Origin of the sequence: Haladaptatus caseinilyticus (genome assembly GCF_026248685.1) — an archaeon.
Classification (GTDB): Archaea; Halobacteriota; Halobacteria; order Halobacteriales; family Haladaptataceae; genus Haladaptatus; species Haladaptatus caseinilyticus.
On the sequence record NZ_CP111037.1, the window covers coordinates 120772 to 137942 of the forward strand.

Genomic DNA, 17171 nt, shown 5'->3' on the forward strand with positions numbered 1-17171 from the left:
AATGGGTGCCACGAGCCAACTCCGCAACTGGCTTCCACTCGTTTTACGGATCCTCATCGCCGCCACCCTCGCGCTCCCGGCCACTGGTAAGTTCCTGGACTACGGTGGGCAGGTCGAATTCTTCGCGAGTCTCGGTATTCCCGCTCCCGGAATTTTGGTCCTCCTCGTTGGCGTGGCCGAACTAGCGTCCGTCATCATGCTCCTCTTCGGCATCGCCGGGCGAGTTGCTGCGCTCGGGCTGATTGGTATCATGCTCGTCGCCATCATCATTGCGGGAGCGAATCCACTCAATCTCACGATACTCCTCGCATCGGTCGGCATTCTCGCTCTCGGCACGGGACCGTATTCGCTTTGGGAACTGGAAACTAAATCATCCGACATAAGCGGGTGATACGGCCGCTCACCGTTTTTTGAGTCCTTCGACGACTCGCGAACCGACTCGGAAGGTGTTTTCCATCCCGAGTTCGACCGCCGGTTTCCCGAGGTCCGTTGCGAGACTCTCCCGTACTGTCTGGCGTTCGTGTGGTCTATCGAAATTCACGACGCTGCGGATGCTCAGATAGCGGTGCAGGAGACCGAACCGATCGAGTGCGGTCGCGGTTCCATACTCCTCCATCTCCGTCGTCGCGTAGGTTCCAGCATCGTACTGTTCGACGAGCCACTGAGCGTCCTCGGCAACGGTCTTTCCATGCCAGAACTCGTCACCACACAGTGTCGCCCCGACCCCGACGCTTGGCGGTTCGCGTGCCGCCGGTTGTGAGTATCGGTTTCGGAGACGTTCTACTGGCTTCGAATCACGAAGTGTAACGTCTCTTGCCCTGTCGTACGCATCCTCCACGAGGGCTTCGTTCAGTCGATAGACGTAGTCTCGGGGGCGGTAGGGAAGTAGCTGTACGGTTCTATCGTCATCAGGGTCGTCGCGCTCGGCCCAGCGCTGTTTACAGTCCCAATCGACGACAGCGTCGGCGATGAAGACGGACCCGAGTGTTCCGACTTCGGGTGTCGTGCCCGCGACGCCGACCGTCAGAAAGTACGCGTTCGAACAGTCGATCTTGGGAGACGCGAGTATCGCGGCTACGGTCGTCGCGGATTCGGATTTTCCCATTCCGGTAGCCGTGATTCCGATCCCATCGTCCGTATGGAAAACCGGCATGTTCGCGCCGGAAACATCGATCTCGCTCGAAAAGTCGTAAGCGTCGAACCAACGTTCGATTTCGTTCGGAAGGGCTTCGTCGGAGACGAAATCGTCGTCCGCAAAAGCTGGGAGGAGGAGGATTTGCAGTTCGGTCGAGGACACGTTTTTCGTCATTTAGTGCATGATTATGTCGGCCGATATTCCATAGACGTTCCGCTGGTATTCACTCCATCGGGATTTCGACCACTGTCATCCCGTCACTTTCGACCGCCGATCGGAGCGCTTCGCTGATTTCGTCCCAAGTCGTTGCACGGACCGCATCGATACCGAAACTCTCCGCAAACGCCACGAAATCGGGGTTCGTCAGTTCGGTTCCGTAATGCTCGCTGCGGTCTGCTTCCTGATTCTCGGTGATGAGTCGGTACTCGGAGTCGTTAAAAACGATGATAGTGTAGCTACAGCCCAGCCGTGTCGCCGTCTCGATTTCCGCTGCATTCATCATGAACCCGCCGTCGCCGGTCGCAACGACGACATTTGCGTCGAGCGCGAGGTCTGCGGCAATCCCGCCCGGAACCGCGATGCCCATGCTCGCAAGCCCGTTCGAGATGATGACTGAGTTCGGTTCGTAGGTCGGGAACTCCTGTGCGATAGCCATCTTATGACTCCCGACGTCGGAGATGAGTACGTCCTCGTCGGCCATCACGTCGCGCAGGACGGGGAGGACGTTTCGAACCGTCACAGGGTCGTCTTCGTCCGGCGTGCTTATCATCCGTTCGACGAGCGACTCCCGCTGGTCCCGGTACCACGCTTCTGGACACGTTACGTCCACGTCTTCGAGGAGGGCCTCGAGCCCTGCGGAGATGTCACAGACGAGTTCGACGTCCGGATTATAATGTTCGTACACCTCGGCGGATTCGTGGTCCAAATGGATGATTTGTTTATCGAGTTCCGGGTTCCATTTTTCGGGGTCGTGTTCGGCGATATCGTAGCCGACCGCGAGGACACAATCCGCCCGCGAAATCGCATCCGCGGATTCGCCGTTTTCGCCCGAATCGAGCGTGAACAGTGAGTGATCGTCGTCGTCCGAGAGCGCCCCTTTTCCCATGTACGTTCCGACGACTGGAACCGCCGTTTCGGAAACGAACTCCCGGAGTCCTTCCGCCGTCCGCGTCCGAACGGCACCGTTTCCGGCGATGACCAACGGACGCTCCGCATTTTCGAGCAGTTCTGCGGCGCGTTCGACCGATATGTCGTCGGGATCGGGTCGCCGAACTCGTTCTCTCACTTCCAACGGCTCGGCGTCCGTTTCCTCCCCCGCGACGTCTTCGGGGAACTCGAGATGCGTCGCACCTGGTTTTTCGTATTCGGCGAGCTTGAACGCCTTCCGAACCGATTCGTTGATGATCTCCGGGTCACTCAACTGCGTGTTCCACTTCGTCACCGAGCGATACGTGTGGACGATATCGAGCGCCTGATGGCTCTCCTTGTGAAGCCGTTCGAGTCCGGCCTGTCCCGTGATAGCAACGAGTGGACTTTTGTCGAGATGGGCGTCCGCAACCCCGGTGAGGAGGTTCGTCGCACCCGGCCCGAGCGTCGAGAGGCACACTCCCGCGCGTCCGGTGACGCGCCCGTGAACGTCGGCCATGAACGCCGCGCCCTGTTCGTGACGAACTGGAATAAACTCGATGTCGGAGTCGCGGATCGAGAACAGTACGTCTTCGAGTTCCTCGCCCGGTAGGCCGAATACGTATTCTACCCCTTCTGCTTCGAGACACTCGACGAGCAGGTCAGATGCTTTCATCACTTCGATTAGGACGACAGAGGGTTAGTTCTTGTTGGCATACTAAACGACTCCCCACACCGAATGGCCGATTTCGACACATCGATTCGACGGCGAGGTTTATTGCCGTCGAACCCGAGGTACGGTTCGGAAAGGGGTTTCCAGTGAGCCAACAGGAAGAGGAAGCGGCGCAGTCGGAAGGACAGATGCGTGCGGATGAACCGATGGAGGATACGCAGGCGGAGGAGTTTCGGGCCAGTCGCTCGCCGCAGGAGCGTCGGATGGCCGACAAACGGCAACGTCGCCGCGAGGAGCGAGAAGCCGAGGTTCGGAACAAAGAAGAGACGTCGGCCGATACGGTCCATCTCAAAGTGTTTCGGTACGATCCAGGCGTCCCGGAGAAGGAGAAACCGCGATTCGATCACTTTCACGTTCCGTACACACGTGGACTAACGGTTTTGGACGCACTCCTCTACGCTCGTGACCACTTCGATTCGACGCTGACGGTGCGTCACTCCTGCCGGCAAGCAATCTGTGGGAGCGACGCCGTCTTCGTCAACGGCCGTCAGAAACTCGCCTGCAAGACACAGATCTCGGAGTTAGATGAACCGATACAGGTCGAACCGCTTCCGCATCAGGAGGTTATCAAGGATCTCGTCGTAGAGATGGAACACTTCTACGACCAGATGAACGCGGTCGAACCATTCTTTCAGACCGATTCGCTCCCCGACGAGGAACTGATAGAACAACGCCATTCACGGGAAAATCGCGAGGAGATAAAGATGGCGACGCGCTGTATCTGGTGTGGCGCGTGCATGTCCTCATGCAACATCGCGGCGGGGGACAACCAGTACCTCGGTCCGGCGGCGATCAGCACCGCCTATCGGTTCATCATGGACGAACGCGAGGATGAGGCGACGACCGAACATCGACTGAACATCATGGATCAAGAACACGGCGTCTATCGCTGCCAGACGCAGTTTTCCTGTACGGAAGTGTGTCCGAAGGACATTCCGCTGACGGAACACATTCAGGAACTCAAGCGGGAGGCGGTGAAGCGAAACCTCAAATTTTGGTAGTCGACCGGAGTCGGATTTTTATATGTGCTCGAAATAGGAGCGAACGTGAATCGCGTGCTGTTCTCCCGTTGACCGATTCACGACGGTCCGTTCGTCGGTATCGGTGACCGATCGTCGGATGTGGTTGTCGGATCGGGTTTTCGCCGTTTCCAATCCATCAGTGTTCTCGAACCGTGTCGTCACAATCAATTCAGGTAATATATTGAACATAAGCCACTCCGAAACAATTGTCATTTTACCGAAAGGAATTACCCTCTTCCAACCAACTACTGTACGATGGCTGCGCTATCAACGGACTTGGCGCTCACCATCCTGATGGGTGGGTTCCTCCTGGCCGTTCTGTTCTTCGTCCTTCGGGTCGAAGATTGGCGGTCGTACACACCCGCAGGTGGGGGGATGGGACAAGTCGAAGAGCGACGGGTCGAGTACGCCGAAAAACCGGGCGGAATCCTTCGATGGCTGACGACGGTTGACCACAAGGATATCGGTATGCTGTATGGTGTCTATGCACTTATCGCCCTCGTTTGGGGCGGTATCGGCGTGACTCTCATGCGCATCGAACTGGTCGCACCCGATATAGACCTCATGCAAGCCGGGTTTTACAACTCCCTGCTTACCACGCACGGGATCACGATGCTGTTCCTATTCGCGACGCCGATGATTGCGGCGTTCGGGAACTACTTCATCCCGCTCCTCATCGGGGCGGACGACATGGCGTTCCCGCGTATCAACGCCATCGCGTTCTGGCTTCTACCACCCGCTGCAATCCTCATCTGGATCGGCTTTCCGCTGGCGGCACTGGGAACTGGCATCGAACCCTCTCAAACGAGTTGGACGATGTACACGCCGCTTTCGGCGCAGCAACCGAGTCCGGCGACCGATCTGATGCTGCTCGGTTTGCATCTTTCCGGTATCAGCGCGACGATGGGAGCGATAAACTTCATCGCGACCATCTTCACCGAGCGGAACATCGACTGGCCCGAACTCGACCTGTTCTCGTGGACAATGCTCACGCAATCGGGGCTCATCCTGTTTGCGTTCCCGCTTTTGGGGAGCGCGCTCATCATGCTCCTGCTCGACCGCAATTTCGGGACCACGTTCTTCGGAGTGGAGGGTGGTGGCGGGCCCATCCTCTGGCAACACCTGTTCTGGTTCTTCGGCCACCCCGAAGTGTACATCATCGTCCTTCCACCGATGGGTCTGGTTAGCCTCATCCTCCCCCGATTTTCCGGACGTAAGCTGTTCGGGTACAAGTTCGTCGTCTATTCGACGCTTGCCATCGGCGTCCTCTCCTTCGGCGTCTGGGCGCACCACATGTTCTCTACCGGTATCGACCCGCGAATTCGCGTCAGTTTCATGGCGGTATCGATGGCGATTGCGATACCGAGCGCGGTGAAGGTGTTCAACTGGATTACGACGATGTGGAACGGCAACCTTCGGATGACTGCGCCGATGTTGTTCAGCATTGGCTTCGTCCAAAACTTCATCATCGGCGGCGTCACCGGTGTGTTCCTCGCGGCCATCCCGGTCGACCTCGTCCTCCACGACACCTACTACGTCGTCGGCCACTTCCACTTCATCGTGATGGGTGCCATCGCCGTTGCACTGTTCGCGGGTGTCTACTACTGGTTCCCCATCTACACCGGGAAGATGTACCAGAAGAAACTCGCACATTGGCATTTCTGGCTCACGATGATCGGGTCGAACGTCACATTCTTCGCCATGATATTCCTCGGCTACGGCGGCATGCCACGACGGTATGCGACGTATCTCCCACAGTTCACCACGTGGCACCAGGTCGCAACCCTTGGGGCCTTAATCCTCGCAATCGGGCAACTTATCTTCATCTGGAACATCGCCCAATCGTGGCTCGAAGGTCCGGTCGTCGAGTCCGGTGACCCGTGGAATCTCGAAGCCGACGGGATGCAGTCGCCCGAATGGACGTGGTTCGAAAAGAAGCGCGAGACCGCACTCACGGACGGCAGTGGTCCTGAAGATGGTGGGAACGCACGCCCCGAGCGAGGTGACGACTGATGGCGGAAGCGGATTCCGACCCCGTCTTCGATCGCGAAACATTGCTCGACATCACGGTGAACATCGTCCCAATGTTCATCCTTGCGTTCTTCCTTTTCCTCTTTTTGTTCTTCTCCCCATGGCCTGACGATACGTTCATGGGCATCCTCGGTCTCGGACTCACGGTAATCCCGCTCGTCCTCCTCGGCTTGCTGACGTGGATTGCGGCCCACTACGTCAGGTGAGCCGGTTATCGAACGCTATCCCGCGAGCGCGGTGGCACCAGCCAACAGTACCGACCCTGCCATCACGACCGCGAGAAGCCCGAACGCGACGGCGAATCCGACGGTATCGGCGACGATGCCGACGATTGCTGGCGCGATAGCACCGACGCCCATCAACAGGGTTCGAACGAGTCCGAGGCCGCCGCCGGCCACGTTTCCTGGTATCGTCGCCGCGAGGTAAGCACCGCGAATCGGCCGGAAGCCGTGACTGCCGAGACCGAATGCGATGACGATGGCTACGAGAACGAATACCGATGCCTGCCCGACGACGAACAGCATCCCGAGCGCCCCCGCCGCGATAGCGAGGACTGCGATGGCAAGCGGTAACTGGCCGATTCGGTCGGAGAGGTCACCAGTAACGATTTGGACGAAGCTGACGGCGAATAGCGCGCTATAGACGAGGGACGCCGTCGAATCGGTGAGTCCCTGTTCGGTAAGATAGAGCGGTAGAAATGCGACGACGCCGTTGTATGCAAACCCGAAGCAAAGCGTCACGCCGACGAACAGTGTAAATCGACGACTTCGAAATAAGGTGAGATACTGTCCCAGTGCGAGTGAACTTTCCGACCCGTCGTCCCCGGCACTCGGCGATCGACGCGGTACGTACGCGAAAACGCCGCTGGCGAGCGCGAGACCGACGGCTGACCCGGAGAGAAAGAGCAGATGCCAGCTCCCGCCGTCGGTTGCGAGGACGACTGCGGCCGGTGCCGCGACGCCGCCAAAGGCACCGAGTGTGTCGAACAGGCCGAGCGCCCGTCCCGTTCGGCTCGGATATACGCGGGAAAGCAGCCTGATAGAGACGGTCTTGTGGACGCCGGTGCCGAGTCCGATGAGGAGCATCCCACCCAGTAGCACGGCGAGCGATGCGGGGATTCCGAGCACCAATGCACCGCTGGCGGCGACGACGGCACCGACTGTGATAACCTGCACGGCACCGAATCGATCGGCGAGAACGCCGCTGGGAAACTGCATGAACGAATAGCCGATCATCATCGCGGTGAACGCCGCCCCGAGGAATGCGTTCGAAACGCCGAACTCAGCTTGATACACGGGAAATAACGCCGGGAGCGAATAGCGCAGAAATTTGGCGAGAAACCAGAGTCCAGCCGTCAGCAACAGCGTGTCGTAGTCGTCGATGCTCGAAAATCGACCCGACACTCCACGCATCATTCAAACGATGGTCTCCCCTGAACGGACAAAAAGCGGACGGAACCGGCGATACGGACAGGGTACGCTATCAATATTCGAATGGGTTCAGAAAAGACGACGGCGAACGTCTCTCGTATCTACTCCTTGTCGCGAGAAATACTTAAATGACTGCTGTTATCGACGAAGCGCGGCGGCCGACAACCGGTTCGTCCACGCTTCGTATCCTCTGGTTCCACTTAGTCGAGGTCGATCGAGACGCGCTCGCCGGTTCGGGCGGATTCGTAGGCTGCTTCGGTGAGTGCGGTCACGGCGAACGCATCGCGAGCGGTCGCGGGCGGCTCCTCGCCGGTCTCGATACAGTCGATGAACGCCCCGGCCTTGCTATCGTGGCGTTTGTTGTCCATGTACGGCACGACGGTCGTGCTGTCCTCCTCGATTTCCGTCAACTGGCGCGGTTCCCACTGCCGTCCTTCGAGGTAGAGCGCGCCCTCCTCGTCCCAGATGTGGATGTGCTCGCGGACACAGGGTGCGTCGCTATACACGGCGATGCTGGCGGAGGATCCCCCTTCGAATTCGACCGTGAGTTGTGCTCGTTCGTCCACCCGGTCTTCCTCGTCGGCGAACTTCATGGTCGCCTGTACCGACGTCGGTGTCAATCCGGTCGTCCAGAGGACGGCGTCGATGAGGTGGCTTCCGGTATCGTAGAGGTTTCCTCCGCCGGAGAGGTCGGGGTCGGTTCGCCAGGTGTCCTTGAACCGTGAAATCCAATTTTGTGTGATTTCGGCGCTGATGAACTGCGGCGTCAGGTCCGTTCCGTCCCATCGTTCGCGCGCTCGGACGAAGGCCTGATTCAAATGCCGCTGGTAGCCGACCATTAGCACCTGATCGCCCTCGCTTCGTTCCGCGAGTTCGCGGGCCTTGTCGCGGTCGGTCGTGAGTGGTTTGTCACAGAGAACGTGGAGGCCGTCGTCCAGTGCCGCCATCGTCTGCTCGTAGTGGAATGCGTGCGGCGTTCCGATGAGAACGGCATCCAACTCCTCGGCGTCGAGCATCTCGACGTAATCCTCGTACCGGGAGCCTTGTCCGACGTAGAGGGTATCTCCGGCCTCGTCTCGGGCCGGTTCGCTCACGTCCGCGATCGCGACGACTGTCGAACGGGGGTCTTCCTCGAACTCTTGGCCGACGGTCGTTCCGATGAAACCGCCGCCGATGACGCCGACTCGAAGCTTTTCTGGGGATGGGGTTGTTCCTGACATGAATTACTCCAGTATCGAATTAATTCGCACGCTCGTTCGGTTGGTAAGGTCGGGTCATATATCTCATGGCCCGTCCGACGATTCGTACGAGAGTGAAACGACTCGTCCGTCGCCGTAGATGACGTAGATTTCCTCGGCACCGTCACCATCCAAATCGGCGAGCGTCGGGTGTGTATAAATCGGTACCGAGCGTTCGTAGGTCGAAAGCATGGTTCCGGAATCCGGCGCGACGACCGCCACTTTTCCGTCGTTCGTGGCGGCCACGAGTTCCGCATCGTCGTCGCCGTCCACGTCGCCAACGATGGGTGGTGGGGTCATCTGTGTCCCTGTCGTCAGCGACGTTTTCCACTCGACGCTCCCGTCGGTCGCGTCGAGCGCGAACAGCGTCCCTTCCTTCGAGACGGCGTACACCTCGGGGCTGCCATCTCCATCTCCGTCGGTGATGTCGTGGACTGCCGCGAGGTCGCCGACCGACCGACGCCACTCGATGCGTCCGTCGCTGCCATCGAGAACGACGATTTCGCCGTCGGCGGTCGCGACTGATATCTCCATTGCGCGGTCGTCGTCCGACTGCCCAGATCCCATCCAGAGCACCGATCCATCGATATCACCGTTCTGCCATACCGTGGTGTTGTTACCGTCGATGAGGACGACTCGTCCGCCGTCCGAGGGTGCGAAACCGACCACGAGTTCGGAGTCCCCATCAGCGTCAAAATCGCCAGCAGAGGGTTGTGCCCACGTCATGCCATTCAGGTCGCGCGTCCAGATGGCGGTTCCGTTCGCCCGCACCAGCGAGAGCTTCCCCTTCACGTCTACGACGGCCGTCTCGCGACCGGAATCGGATGCGAGGTTGCTGACGACCGGTTGCGTGTAGCCGTAGTCGGCCAGTTCGTGGCGCATCACTTCTTCCCCCGTGAGTGCGTCGTAAGCCGTAACTCGCTCCTCCGTGCTGGAGGCGAGCACTTCTTTCGTGCCGTCGCCGTCGAAATCCGCGACGGTCGGGTCGGCTACGGCGTGAATCGTACAGTTCGCGGGTGGTACTTGATGTTTCCACACCGTGCTTCCGTCGTCCCCATCGAGCGCGAACAGTCCACAACCGGTTCCGTTTCCTTGGTCGCTGATCGGCGCGAACACGAACGATTGGCCCTGCACCGTGGCTGCTGCCGGAGCATGGTGGTTCCCCTTCATGTCCCGTCCGGTATCACTGACCCATCGTTCCGAGAGGGTTCCGCCGTCGTTACCCGCGAACGCGACGACTCCGACGCCAGCGAGGACCGCCACGACGACGAGGAGGACTGCACCGGTTGCAAAGCGCATTGGTTACGATTAGCGGTCGTCGGGCAAAAGCGCTCTCCATCGACGCTCGGATTCGAGACGTAAACCACGCTCGCTTCCGAGGGCACGCCATCCGACGCTCGACTGGATTTACACCGGTATGGGTTCCGTGGTTCCGGACCGCGGCGGATGCCATCCGTCCGTCAATCGAAAGATGGCGACCTCCTCGTTTTCGAACGCGAGTTGATACTGCGGCGAGCGCATCATCGTCGGTATCATCCGATCCGGTTGGTGTCGTTGCATTCCGCGAATCGTGTACACACCCTTCGGGATGTAAACGTAGTCCGGATGAACGCCGAACTGCATCAACCGTACCGTGAGACAGTTGGAACTATGACAACGAGAGAGCCGACGGAACTGTCGCAGTTGCTCACGATACTGCTGGTGGCCCTTCCACTCAACGCCCCACGGCCCCACCAACATCGTTCGATCGGTTTGCTGTGGAAACCACTCCGCGGCGTCGCCGAGGACGACGAACTCCGCCGAGGTGTCAGTGTTCGATTCCGCCCACGCCATCGCTTTTACATCACCCTCGTTTACGAACTGCGGAAGCGACGGACTTCCGGCATGCGCATTCAAACCTCCGGTGGCGTACAGTGCACCGCCGCTTAAACTGACTGTCACCAGAACTACGACGGAAAACGTCACGATCTCTTCCCGGCCGAACATGATAAACGACGTTCGATGGAGCCATGGAACGAGGCCACTGAAGACGAATCGGGCGCTCACGAGTGCCGCGATGAGAAACACGAACCGTGCTTCTTCGATGGTTGCGACGGTGACGAACAGCCACGTCGGGAGGAGATACTCTCGCTTTAGAATGAGCCAAAAACACCCGACGATGGCGGCAATGTGCCACATCGATACGAGCGGTGATTCACTGATCTGTTGTTCGACGAACCGTTCCAGCATGGGAATCGCGTTGCCGATACCACCGTGGGTACCCGCTGCTGCGGAAAACACCATCGTCCCGTGTGCTGCGAGCACTGACCCCCACCAGGGTGTGGTCAGAAGGATACCACCGACCCCGACGAAAAATCCCCGGAGAAGCCCCTCGACCGACCTATCGAATTGGAGGTAGAGAAGGAGATAGCTCAGTACGAAGAAGATGGTGTACATCGGATGTGTCAAAATCGTCAACGTGAATGCGATGAGTGCTGGAATCATCCATCGCGCGTCGTCGTCCCGAAACAGGTGGAGACCCGCGTAGATCCCGATGAGCGAGAACAACAGTGCTGGAGCACGAACGATTCCACCGGCGGAGATATGCCACTGAAGGATTGGCGGACTGACGGCGACGATCAGCGTCGCGAGTGACGCCTGTGGACGCGACCCGAACAAATCCCGCGCGAAGAAGTAGAGCGGGATGAGATACGCGATACTGACCAATCCGGGGAGGTACTGCGCAATCGTGAACGGGTCCAACCCGGTCAGGTCGAGTAGCGCTGCGGTAACGTAAAACATGAGCGGAGGGTATGCGAAGGGTACTCCTTCGGCAGTGTATCCCGGAATCGTCTTCGGAAGTGCGTACCCGTTCTCGCTGATGTGTTCCGCGATGTGGAAGTACAGACCTGCGCCGAACGACGGATACGAGTGCGAACTCACGTAAAAATAGAAAATACACGTTCCAGCAAGCAGTGCCGGAACCAGCCATGGCAGTTCGTACTCCAATCCGCGCGATTCCTGCGTCGTTTTCGAATCAGTCTGATGGCTAGCCATGGGTGAACCCCGAGCGACCGCTCAACGGCGTGTAGCGGCGATGTTCTCGTTGATGGAAAACTATCGCAGGATTCACTCTTTGTTATCCAGTGGCTATCTTGCCGATAGCCACGAATACTTACTGACGAGTGATGGTAGGCGAGCGTTCATATCCCAGTAACGACGGCTTGTGTATGGAGCTTCGGAGCCATCGATCGTCAAAAAAGTGACCGTCATTCGTACCGCAGTGCGTCTATTGGGTCTGTCTGTGCGGCGTCCCACGCGGGATAGATCCCTGCTATGATACCCACGAACACGCCCACGGCAACTGCGATACCGAACCATTCGGGACGAAACGCCAGCGGCAGTCCGATGAGCGATGCTGCGATGTATCCTCCTCCAAGACCGACCAGCGCACCCACTGCCGACCCGAAGAGTCCGAGTAGCATCGCTTCGAACAGGAACAACTGTAAAACATCGTTGTTTCGCGCCCCAACCGCTTTCATGATGCCGATCTCACGGGTTCGCTCCGTAACGCTCACGAGCATGATGTTGGCGATGCCGATGGCTCCGACCACGAGTGAGATGAGCGCGATACCGGTGATGTACGCTGTGAACGTGTTGCTCACCTGCTTGACCTGATTGACCATCTCGTCCTGCGTCGTGACTTTGAACCGGTAACTACTGGATTTCAGTTGCCGTGCGTCGGATTGCTCGCCGAGATACGTGTACACGCGACCCTGCACCGCATCCACCCGTTCGGGGTTATCCGCCAACACGAGCACGCGCCCGTAGACGCGCTGGTTTTCGTTTGCCGAGGGACTGAACACCGTTCGCTGATAGAACGGGTCCGTCGGTGCGAAAATTTGTGGCGAGGAGCCTTCGCCGAAACCGAGCGCAGATTCGTCGCTCGGTTCGACGATACCGACCACTGTCGCATTGATTCGTTGCCCGCCCGCGGCGCGCGTAACGGTAATGTTGTCTCCGACAGTGACGTTTTCCCCCCCGAACATCCTCGCCGCTGGGCGGTTCAAAACGACCTCGCGTTGCCCGCTTTGGAACGACCCTCCGGCGATGAACTGCTGATTTTTCACGTCGAAGTACGACGGCGTGGTCACCACCACCCACTGTCGCCCGACCGTCGAATTGTTGAACTCGACGGTCGATGCGGCGATGCCCCCTTCAGGAACGGCGGCTTCGACACCCTCCAGCGACCGGACATCGTTGATATCGTGTTCAGTGAAGATGGTCTGCCCACCGCTTCCGAGATTCGGCAGGCCAGTTTCACTTTGTGACTGTGCGGAAACGTACATCGTCGCCGCGTTCCCGCCAGCAACGGTGCTGATGATATCCGCTTGCAGACTTGCGCCGAGCGTGACGAACGTGATGACCGCGGCGACGCCGATAATGACGCCGAGTGTCGTCAGCGTCGAGCGAAGTTTGTGTTCGCGGATGTTCCGCCAACTGATACGAAGGCTCTCGAAGAGGTTCATCCGCCCCAATCGTTTCGTGTGTCTTTCATTTTCCCGACTACCCGTCACGCTCTACGGCGGCATCCGACAAAAGTCTATGACGGGAAACGTCGTCTTAATCGCTTGAAACGCCGGATTATTGGGGCTATTGGGGTTTCACGAGGATCCCGACATGCGGACTGTCAAAACCGGTCGATCGGACAGTCGAACGATCTTTTCTGTCACACTTCCGAGCAGATAGCGGTCGATTCCCCGGCGACCGTGTGTCCCCATCACGATGAGGTCGATATCGTGGTCGTCCGCGAAATCGAGGATGGCACGATACGGTGTCCCTTGAGGAATCGACGTGCGCACGTCGATTCCCGCGTCGCTTGCCCTCATCTCGATGTCCTTCAGTGCCCGCTCGCATTCACGTTGTAGTTCATCGTAGAGGATATCAGCACGGACGTCCGGCGGGATCGCGCTCTGATCAATCACCGAAATCGCGTACAATCGTGCATCGTAGGTGTCCGCAAGGTCCATTGCCTGTTCGATAGCCCTGTTCGAGGCTTCGCTCCCGTCCGTGGGCAGCAGGATTCGTTCGTACATCCAACGCTTACACGCTTCCTATCGCCAAATGGCTACTGGCGGTATACGCCATTAAATCGTGATTCCGATCGGACGTCGGAGTCGTGGATTCTCGTTCCGGAGGTCCCGATCTGACCTACAACTCGGCATTCTCGGCGGGCGTCGATCGTTTCCCTACTTGCACGGTCGTCAGAATGACGTAACAGATGGGGAGCATCAACAGTCCACCGAGAACGAACGGCACCCAATACGCGACTGCGGCGTACAACCCTCCCGCCGCGATCGGGCCGATTGCACGGGCGATGCTTCCGGCGCTCTGCGTGATGCCGAACGCACCGCCCTGTTCGTCGTCGGATGCGCTCTTCGAGACGAGCGTGGTCAGCGAGACGTTCGTAAATCCGTTGCCGACCGCGAGGGGGGTGAGCACCAACGACAGAGCGAGCAGTCCGTCGGAAAACGGGCCGACGGTCGGAAGCAGTCGGCCGATCACGGGTGAAAACGGTAACGCCGAGAGCGTCACGAATTCGAGGGAAGCACCGACGAGTGCGATGGTTCGTTCTCCGAAGCGGTCGGTGAGTCGGCCGATGAGGCCACCTTGGACGATGGCGATAATGATACCGACGTACGCGAGAACATATCCGTTCATCGTCGTCCCGTAGCCGAACTTCTGTTCCGTGAACAGCACGAACATGCTCTCCATTCCCGAGAGAGCGAGTGAAACGAGGAAAAACGAAACGACGAGTCCGGAGAGCGCCGGGTCGGAAAGCGAGTCGAACAGGCGCGCGATCCGCGACTCGTCCCCTCCTTCGGTGGTGCGTTCGGTTCGCGTTTCCGGGAGGGTGAAAAACGCCACTGCGAGATTGACTGCACAGATTCCTGCGGCGAGAAAGCTCGGGAGGGAGAATCGGTTTATCGGGACGAATCCCGGCGAAAACCCTCGTATGAACGTGATTGCGGCGTCACTCGAAACGAGTCCGCCGAGTGCCGGGCCGAACACGAATCCGAGTCCGAACGCCGCGCCGATGAGGCCCAACCCCTTCGCCCTTTCTTCCGGTGGGGTGATATCAGCGATGTACGCCTGCGCCGTCGCGATGTTTCCACCCATCGCTCCCGCGAGAAGGCGTGCGAGAAAGAGTACGACGAGGCTTTCGGCGAGACCGAACAGCGTCCACGCCAGCACGCTCCCGAACAGCGAGAGCAAGAGAATGGGTCGCCGTCCCCGTACGTCCGAAAGACGGCCGAGAACCGGGGCGAAAACGAACTGCATGATGGAGTACGAGGCGATGAGCAACCCGACGACGAACTCGTTCGCGCCGAACGCCGAAGCGTACAACGGAATGACCGGAATAAGGATACCGAAGCCAAGCAAATCGACAAAGACGATGGTAAACACGGTCGCCAGCGCACGACTCGACCCTTTCTCAGTCATCACAGTCTCCCGGCGACGATGAGGAGGCAAACTGCGACAACACCGGCGGCGGCGAACCACGTCGCGTTTGCAGCGGCGGCGCGATGCGCGCCGTCGTTCAGCCGTTTCGTCAGGCGATTACTGGCTACGTGTGTCACGCCCGTAAGCACGAACCAGAGCGCGACCATGGCGATCACGAGATGGCCGCGTGAACTGTTTCCGAGATCTTCGATGGTGTACCCCGTCCCAGCGAGATGACCGCCGGTCACGAACAATACGAGCGATGAGACATTCGAAATTCTCGAAAATCGTTCCGTGAGCAATCCGAGACCATCGGTTCCGAGATGTCCTTTCCGTGCAGCGGGGAGTATGAGGAGTGCCATGAACAACGTCCCGCCCGCCCAAATACCCGCAAAAACCGTGTGTAGTATCCGCATCGTCACGTCCACGACTGTCATCCGGTGAGGGTTGTCGCAGGCTGGACAAATAGCTTCGGATGAGCGACTGCGGGTTCGGATCAGGCCGTTTGACGGGGCTGTTCGGTTTCGTCGTACTTGTCCTCGAACTCCTGAATCAGTTGGCCCATCTTCGCGTACCACTCATTCAGCATCCGTTGCATCTTGCGTGATACCTCCCCGGGGTCGGTCGGTCGGTAGACGTGGTAGTAGCCGCCCTGGTCGTAGTTCACCTGTTCTTTCTGGATGAAACCTGCCTGCAGCAGTCGCTGGATGGAGCGGTACGCAGTCGAGCGTTCTCGTTCGATTCGGTCCGCGATTTCGTCGATGGTCAGCGAGTCGTTGCTCTCGACTACGACCTGATAGCAGAGCCTATCGAGTTCTTTGAGTCCGTGGATGCATTCCAGCAGGCCCTCACACTCCATGTCCTGCTGAAGATACTCAGCCATCGAGTTTGCCATTCTAGTTAGAACGTGACCACTAAGACGTAAAAGGATTTTGTAAGGTTTTCACAACACTCTACTCGGGAGGGTCGAAAGGGACCGCATCAGTCGGCGCTCGTCGTCGGATTGGTGGTGTCCGCTCCGCGCTTGCGCCACAGTCCTTGGAGATACGCTCCCACGAACATGCCGCTGATCCCGAACAGGATGAGGTAGTTCCCTAAACCGAGACTGGCGTAGGCAGCACCCGGACAGATACCCGAGACACCCCACCCGACGCCGAAGATACCGCCGCCGACGAGCACGTTTTTGTCGAAGGATTTCAATCGGCGAGTGTACACGTTCCCTGTCAGCGGAGCTCGGCCGGACAGTCGCGTCGCAACGGCGAACGTCGTTCCGGTGACGACCGCCGCACCACCCATGACGAACAGCAGGCCGAAGTCCTCGAACTGAAGGAAATCGAGGACGACCTCGGGCTTCGCCATCTGGCTGAAGCCGAGGCCGAACCCGAAGATGAGGCCGCCGACCAGTATCAAGAGCATGAACAATGGCCCGCGTTCGTTCGACTTCCCGCTCGATTTTTCGCTCATGGCGACACCCCGACTCCTATCGCTTGCATGAGTTGTGCGGTTCCGATCGCGATCGTCATGAACGTCGCCACGTTGACGATCGAGGTGAACGACGCCGATCCGACGCCACAGACGCCGTGGCCTGACGTACACCCTTTTCCGATTCTCGTGCCGATACCGACGAGAAGGCCACCGCCGAGAAGTCGCCACCACTGTACGTCAGTCGTCCAGATTTCACCATGGAAGATTGCCTGATAGATGGCTGCGCCCCCGACCATTCCGACGGTGAAGACGACGCGCCAATCCCGAGAGGCGACGTATTTCCCTTTTTGGAACCGTGGTACGTCCGAGACGTACGACAAAGACGTTTCTAAGAACGTGCTTGCCCCGGCGATGATTCCCGTTCCGAGGTAGATAACGGCGACTCCGAGGCCGATGAGGAGGCCACCGATGGCGTAGTGATCGATTCCGTTCGGGAACAATTCCGCGTACGCGAGTGATGGAATGAGTGATGATACTGTCTGCATGGTG

The 17171-nt window shown here is 58.8% G+C and carries 18 protein-coding genes; 4 read left to right on the top strand and 14 right to left on the bottom strand.

What is annotated here, in order from left to right; all coding sequences use genetic code 11:
- Position 1 precedes the first annotated feature (1 nt).
- Positions 2-391, top strand: a complete 390-nt coding sequence (locus OOF89_RS14890) for a DoxX family protein (RefSeq protein WP_266080422.1) — start codon at positions 2-4, stop codon at positions 389-391.
- Positions 392-400: 9 nt separating this feature from the next.
- Here OOF89_RS14890 and OOF89_RS14895 read toward each other — a convergent pair whose 3' ends face one another.
- Both OOF89_RS14895 and OOF89_RS14900 read right to left on the bottom strand, forming a co-directional pair.
- Positions 401-1309, bottom strand: a complete 909-nt coding sequence (locus OOF89_RS14895) for a phosphorylase family protein (protein WP_266080424.1) — start codon at positions 1307-1309, stop codon at positions 401-403.
- A 49-nt stretch (positions 1310-1358) separates the two neighbouring features.
- Positions 1359-2936: an acetolactate synthase large subunit gene (locus tag OOF89_RS14900; RefSeq protein ID WP_266080426.1), complete on the bottom strand. Its 1578-nt coding sequence runs from the start codon at positions 2934-2936 to the stop codon at positions 1359-1361.
- 203 nt (positions 2937-3139) lie between these two features.
- On the opposite strand from OOF89_RS14900, the gene OOF89_RS14905 reads away from it, so the two are divergent.
- Entirely contained in the window at positions 3140-3994 is an 855-nt protein-coding gene (locus OOF89_RS14905; RefSeq protein WP_266080562.1) for a succinate dehydrogenase/fumarate reductase iron-sulfur subunit, read from the top strand.
- Between the two features lie 18 nt (positions 3995-4012).
- On the opposite strand, the gene OOF89_RS14910 is transcribed toward OOF89_RS14905, so the two are convergent.
- Positions 4013-4177: a hypothetical protein gene (locus OOF89_RS14910; RefSeq protein WP_266080428.1), complete on the bottom strand. Its 165-nt coding sequence runs from the start codon at positions 4175-4177 to the stop codon at positions 4013-4015.
- A 132-nt stretch (positions 4178-4309) separates the two neighbouring features.
- Between OOF89_RS14910 and ctaD the strand changes: the two genes are divergently transcribed.
- Positions 4310-6028: a cytochrome c oxidase subunit I gene (ctaD, locus tag OOF89_RS14915; protein ID WP_266080564.1), complete on the top strand. Its 1719-nt coding sequence runs from the start codon at positions 4310-4312 to the stop codon at positions 6026-6028.
- Positions 6028-6252 carry a DUF6684 family protein gene (locus tag OOF89_RS14920; protein WP_266080430.1) on the top strand — a complete coding sequence of 75 codons (225 nt, stop codon included), beginning with the start codon at positions 6028-6030 and terminating at the stop codon, positions 6250-6252. The genes ctaD and OOF89_RS14920 overlap by 1 nt, the downstream gene beginning before the upstream one ends.
- 15 nt (positions 6253-6267) lie before the next feature.
- Here the strand turns inward: OOF89_RS14920 and OOF89_RS14925 are convergent, their stop codons facing one another.
- The 11 genes from OOF89_RS14925 to OOF89_RS14975 form a co-directional block, all read right to left on the bottom strand.
- Positions 6268-7461 (bottom strand): MFS transporter, encoded by a 1194-nt coding sequence (locus OOF89_RS14925; RefSeq protein WP_266080432.1) that lies wholly within the window; start codon positions 7459-7461, stop codon positions 6268-6270.
- 215 nt (positions 7462-7676) lie between these two features.
- A complete protein-coding gene (locus tag OOF89_RS14930; RefSeq protein WP_266080434.1) occupies positions 7677-8696 on the bottom strand; it encodes a Gfo/Idh/MocA family protein in 1020 nt (339 codons plus the stop codon).
- 63 nt (positions 8697-8759) lie between these two features.
- Positions 8760-10013, bottom strand: a complete 1254-nt coding sequence (locus tag OOF89_RS14935; RefSeq protein WP_266080436.1) for an outer membrane protein assembly factor BamB family protein — start codon at positions 10011-10013, stop codon at positions 8760-8762.
- 108 nt (positions 10014-10121) lie between these two features.
- Positions 10122-11750, bottom strand: coding sequence for a hypothetical protein (locus OOF89_RS14940; protein WP_266080438.1), 1629 nt, complete (start codon positions 11748-11750; stop codon positions 10122-10124).
- A 212-nt stretch (positions 11751-11962) separates the two neighbouring features.
- Positions 11963-13222, bottom strand: coding sequence for an ABC transporter permease (locus OOF89_RS14945; protein ID WP_266080440.1), 1260 nt, complete (start codon positions 13220-13222; stop codon positions 11963-11965).
- 135 nt (positions 13223-13357) lie between these two features.
- The gene (locus OOF89_RS14950; RefSeq protein WP_266080442.1) at positions 13358-13789 is read right to left on the bottom strand and encodes a universal stress protein; all 432 of its coding nucleotides are present in this window, start codon (positions 13787-13789) and stop codon (positions 13358-13360) included.
- Between the two features lie 115 nt (positions 13790-13904).
- Positions 13905-15197, bottom strand: a complete 1293-nt coding sequence (locus tag OOF89_RS14955; protein ID WP_266080444.1) for an MFS transporter — start codon at positions 15195-15197, stop codon at positions 13905-13907.
- The gene (locus OOF89_RS14960; RefSeq protein ID WP_266080446.1) at positions 15197-15634 is read right to left on the bottom strand and encodes a CopD family protein; all 438 of its coding nucleotides are present in this window, start codon (positions 15632-15634) and stop codon (positions 15197-15199) included. The genes OOF89_RS14955 and OOF89_RS14960 overlap by 1 nt, the downstream gene beginning before the upstream one ends.
- 59 nt (positions 15635-15693) lie before the next feature.
- Positions 15694-16092 carry a helix-turn-helix domain-containing protein gene (locus tag OOF89_RS14965; protein ID WP_266080447.1) on the bottom strand — a complete coding sequence of 133 codons (399 nt, stop codon included), beginning with the start codon at positions 16090-16092 and terminating at the stop codon, positions 15694-15696.
- Positions 16093-16178: 86 nt separating this feature from the next.
- On the bottom strand, positions 16179-16661 hold the full coding sequence (locus OOF89_RS14970) for a DUF6691 family protein (protein ID WP_266080449.1): 483 nt from the start codon (positions 16659-16661) through the stop codon (positions 16179-16181).
- Positions 16658-17167, bottom strand: a complete 510-nt coding sequence (locus OOF89_RS14975; protein ID WP_266080451.1) for a YeeE/YedE family protein — start codon at positions 17165-17167, stop codon at positions 16658-16660. Before OOF89_RS14975 ends, OOF89_RS14970 begins: the two co-directional genes overlap by 4 nt.
- Between the last annotated feature and the right edge of the window lie 4 nt (positions 17168-17171).

Excerpts from the sequence above, each read along its gene's own strand:
- OOF89_RS14890 (WP_266080422.1), top strand. The coding sequence starts at position 2 with ATGGGTGCCACGAGCCAACTCCGCAACTGGCTTCCACTCGTTTTACGG.
- OOF89_RS14895 (WP_266080424.1), bottom strand. The coding sequence starts at position 1,309 with ATGACGAAAAACGTGTCCTCGACCGAACTGCAAATCCTCCTCCTCCCA.
- OOF89_RS14900 (WP_266080426.1), bottom strand. The coding sequence starts at position 2,936 with ATGAAAGCATCTGACCTGCTCGTCGAGTGTCTCGAAGCAGAAGGGGTA.
- OOF89_RS14905 (WP_266080562.1), top strand. The coding sequence starts at position 3,140 with ATGGAGGATACGCAGGCGGAGGAGTTTCGGGCCAGTCGCTCGCCGCAG.
- ctaD (WP_266080564.1), top strand. The coding sequence starts at position 4,310 with ATGGGTGGGTTCCTCCTGGCCGTTCTGTTCTTCGTCCTTCGGGTCGAA.
- OOF89_RS14920 (WP_266080430.1), top strand. The coding sequence starts at position 6,028 with ATGGCGGAAGCGGATTCCGACCCCGTCTTCGATCGCGAAACATTGCTC.
- OOF89_RS14925 (WP_266080432.1), bottom strand. The coding sequence starts at position 7,461 with ATGATGCGTGGAGTGTCGGGTCGATTTTCGAGCATCGACGACTACGAC.
- OOF89_RS14930 (WP_266080434.1), bottom strand. The coding sequence starts at position 8,696 with ATGTCAGGAACAACCCCATCCCCAGAAAAGCTTCGAGTCGGCGTCATC.
- OOF89_RS14935 (WP_266080436.1), bottom strand. The coding sequence starts at position 10,013 with ATGCGCTTTGCAACCGGTGCAGTCCTCCTCGTCGTCGTGGCGGTCCTC.
- OOF89_RS14940 (WP_266080438.1), bottom strand. The coding sequence starts at position 11,750 with ATGGCTAGCCATCAGACTGATTCGAAAACGACGCAGGAATCGCGCGGA.
- OOF89_RS14945 (WP_266080440.1), bottom strand. The coding sequence starts at position 13,222 with ATGAACCTCTTCGAGAGCCTTCGTATCAGTTGGCGGAACATCCGCGAA.
- OOF89_RS14950 (WP_266080442.1), bottom strand. The coding sequence starts at position 13,789 with ATGTACGAACGAATCCTGCTGCCCACGGACGGGAGCGAAGCCTCGAAC.
- OOF89_RS14955 (WP_266080444.1), bottom strand. The coding sequence starts at position 15,197 with ATGACTGAGAAAGGGTCGAGTCGTGCGCTGGCGACCGTGTTTACCATC.
- OOF89_RS14960 (WP_266080446.1), bottom strand. The coding sequence starts at position 15,634 with ATGACAGTCGTGGACGTGACGATGCGGATACTACACACGGTTTTTGCG.
- OOF89_RS14965 (WP_266080447.1), bottom strand. The coding sequence starts at position 16,092 with ATGGCAAACTCGATGGCTGAGTATCTTCAGCAGGACATGGAGTGTGAG.
- OOF89_RS14970 (WP_266080449.1), bottom strand. The coding sequence starts at position 16,661 with ATGAGCGAAAAATCGAGCGGGAAGTCGAACGAACGCGGGCCATTGTTC.
- OOF89_RS14975 (WP_266080451.1), bottom strand. The coding sequence starts at position 17,167 with ATGCAGACAGTATCATCACTCATTCCATCACTCGCGTACGCGGAATTG.